This window comes from Nocardiopsis sp. TNDT3, assembly GCF_003427465.1.
GTDB classification, from domain to species: Bacteria; Actinomycetota; Actinomycetes; order Streptosporangiales; family Streptosporangiaceae; genus Nocardiopsis; species Nocardiopsis dassonvillei.
Genome location: NZ_QPFC01000785.1, coordinates 1 through 2946, shown reverse-complemented (window position 1 = coordinate 2946; position 2946 = coordinate 1). Strand labels below are relative to the sequence as shown.

Genomic DNA, 2946 nt, shown 5'->3' with positions numbered 1-2946 from the left:
CCCGCGGCTCCGACCCCGCCGCCGCGCCCCCCTCGGGCAGCACACGCTCCAACGGCATGTCCCACGGCAACAGGTTCCACGGACTGCGCTCGTCCTCCGTCAACAGACCCAGCGCCGCCCACACCCGGTCCGTCCCGCCGTGGTCGCCCTCCACACCCTTCTCCGGCCACAACAGGTAACCCGCGTGGAAGGCCATCGACAACTGCTGCCACGACGCGTACCGCCGCTGAAGATCCGAGGCCACCCGACGCAACAGCGTCTGCGTCTCCACCGGACTCAACCAGTCCAACGACGCGCCCCCGCACACCAACCGGATCACGTGCACCGACTTCCACCACTGGTAGGCGCCGATGAGCACCGTCTCGTCCGCCTCGGCCACCCCCGTGACCGCGCGCAACCGCGCCACCTGCTCCCCACTCAGCCGCACGTGCGCGCCCGTCACCTGCCCGCCCCGCTCACGCGGCAGACGCGACCTGGCCACCCCCGCGCTCAGATCCACCACCAGGTCCAGCTTCGGACCCGTGCGCAGCTCCTCCAACAGGGCGTCCACCGCCTCCAGCAGCGACTCGCGGTCGGTCACCCCCCACTGGCGCTCCAGCATCCGCTGGTAGGGACGGCGCAGCGACGGCCGCGCCACCACGTCCCAGGGCTCGGCCAGCGCCACCCGGAACGGCGCCGCCACGGCCGCCGCCCAGCGCTCCGTGCTCAACGGCGCGTCGGGGTCCTTGGTGCGCAGGGTGGGGGACTCACGCGAGCCCACCACCAGCTCGGCGAAGGAACCGGCGACCAGCGCCACGACGGGCACGAAGGCCCAGCCCGGCTGGCCGACGGCCACGAGAAGGACGATGAGCAGCGCGACGGGGGTCAGCAGCCACGGCTGGCGGCGCTGGGAACCCCACGCCACCACCACCCAGGCGCCGATAACCAGTGCGCCGACGATCCCGGCCACCGCGGTCAGCACCCGCTGCTCCTCTCCTGAGAAATCGCTTCTGGAACTCCAGGATCAAGGACGCGCGCCCGCGGAGGCGACCGAACTCACGGGTTGTACTCAGGTTGTGGCCGTGATGTGACCGGTTCCGCCAGGTTGCCCCGGCATAAAGTGACAAAGGGCCTATTTGGGGCGGTACCGGCCGGGTAGTTACGCAGGTTCTGGCACGTCTGTCCGGTCCCTCAGTACTTGGGTCCCACGAAGGCGTCCATACGCGCCACGGCCTCCCTCTGTGCGACGGAGACGATGATGGCGTCCTTGTGCGGAGGCTTCGGTGCCACGCGGCTCCTCCAAGCGATCTCCAGGGAGTCGAGAGCGTGGGTCAGGAGGCCGACGATGTCCTGCGAGGTGTTGCAGAAGAAGTAGCGCGGATACTCGTAGTACTTCCACTGGTCCTTAACCCGCTTGCGCACCCGGTTGGAGACACGGCAGCCGTCCGAGTGGAACAGCCCTCGTATGAACTCTTGAGGGTGCTCGTCAACGATCTCCGACTGCCAGGATTTCAGGGCTATCTTCCGAGAGTGCTTCAACCCCTTGCCATGTTGGGGGAAGATGCACCGCCAGTGCTTCGATGTGGCCTTGACCTCGGTGCATCCCTGGCGCTGGACGTGGAAGACACCGACAGGGAAGACCTTGGGTATGGCTGCGGCACACTCCCTCATGAGACCGGGCCATGCATCGCAACAGACGATCGACAGGTAGTCGACACCGTTCCGTATGCCGCCGATGTAGCCGTCACCCAGGTACAGCCCGAGGAGATAGGCGTAGGCCTTCGGTTCTGGCGCACCGGTACCGCAAACCGGGCAGTAAGCGGTGCGGTCTTCCTCTGTATGAGAAGCCCTTCGGCTGCCGTAGCGCCAGTGCCTGATCGCCTGCACGGAGACGCCGCACTGTGCCGCGATGGCTTTGTCGGTCAGACCCAGGGCCTTGAGGCGGAAGGTTTCGTCTACTACGTCACGTGAGTACATGACCTGAATAGTTGCCCACGCCTGTGACATTCCGTCGATGGCGTGACTACTTTGGGTTGATATGCCCCAAATGGCGAGAGCCGCCCGAATTGGGCGGCTCTTTGTGGGATGTCGTCGGTGCCGGAAGTGGGATTCGAACCCACACGCTCTTGCGAGCCAAGGCTTTTGAGGCCTCTATGTCTACCATTTCATCATTCCGGCTGGTTTGTCCGGTTTGACCCCGGTGGTTCGGTCGGGGTTGCTCCGTCAACAGTGGTATCACGATTGACGCGCATGCCCGTCCCGACGTCCAGCATCCTAGCTGATCTCGGTAACCTCGTGTACGTGACGAGGACGCAGAGCCGTGTGGTGATCGCGGAAGACGAGGCCCTGATCCGCCTGGACCTCAAGGAGATGCTTGAGGAGGACGGCTACGCCGTCGTGGGGGAGGCCGGTGACGGTGAGACCGTGATCCGCCTTGCCCAGGAGCTCAAGCCCGATCTGGTGATCACCGACATCAAGATGCCCGTGCTCGACGGCCTCTCGGCCGCCGAGCGCATCGCCGCCGAGCGCATCGCCCCGGTGGTGATCCTGACCGCCTTCTCCCAGAGGGAGCTGGTCGAGCGGGCGCGCGAGGCCGGGGCCATGGCCTACCTGGTCAAGCCGTTCAACAAGGCCGACCTCGTGCCCGCCATCGAGATGGCCACCTCGCGCTACGCGGAGCTGTCCGCGCTGGAGTCGGAGGTCTCCAGCCTCCAGGAGCGGTTGGAGACCCGCAAGCTGGTCGAACAGGCCAAGGGCCTGCTCCAGAGCCGCCACGGGATGAGCGAGCCCGAGGCGTTCCGCTGGATCCAGAAGAACTCGATGGACCGGCGGCTGACCATGCGCAGGGTCGCCGAGACGGTGGTGGAGACGCTCGGCGGCAAGCAGTGAGCCGCCATCCGTAAGCGGCGCTTACGCGCCCGCGCCAGCCGGACTGAACCGGTCTGGACGAAGGGGGCCGCACCCGAC

General features: G+C 66.6%; 3 protein-coding genes and 1 tRNA gene. 1 reads left to right on the top strand and 3 read right to left on the bottom strand.

Translation table 11 applies throughout. The features are described 5' to 3' along the window. The 3 genes from DQW06_RS19285 to DQW06_RS19275 form a co-directional block, all read right to left on the bottom strand. A partial coding sequence (locus tag DQW06_RS19285; protein WP_157983494.1) for a DUF1266 domain-containing protein occupies positions 1 to 961 on the bottom strand: 961 nt, incomplete at its 3' end. Between the two features lie 209 nt (positions 962 to 1170). Beyond that, entirely contained in the window at positions 1171 to 1956 is a 786-nt protein-coding gene (locus tag DQW06_RS19280) for a hypothetical protein (protein WP_013154175.1), read from the bottom strand. Positions 1957 to 2074: 118 nt separating this feature from the next. Continuing rightward, positions 2075 to 2157 (bottom strand) — tRNA-Leu (locus tag DQW06_RS19275). Positions 2158 to 2301: 144 nt separating this feature from the next. Between DQW06_RS19275 and DQW06_RS19270 the strand changes: the two genes are divergently transcribed. After that, a complete protein-coding gene (locus tag DQW06_RS19270) occupies positions 2302 to 2868 on the top strand; it encodes an ANTAR domain-containing response regulator (protein ID WP_019610955.1) in 567 nt (188 codons plus the stop codon). Positions 2869 to 2946: the final 78 nt, after the last annotated feature.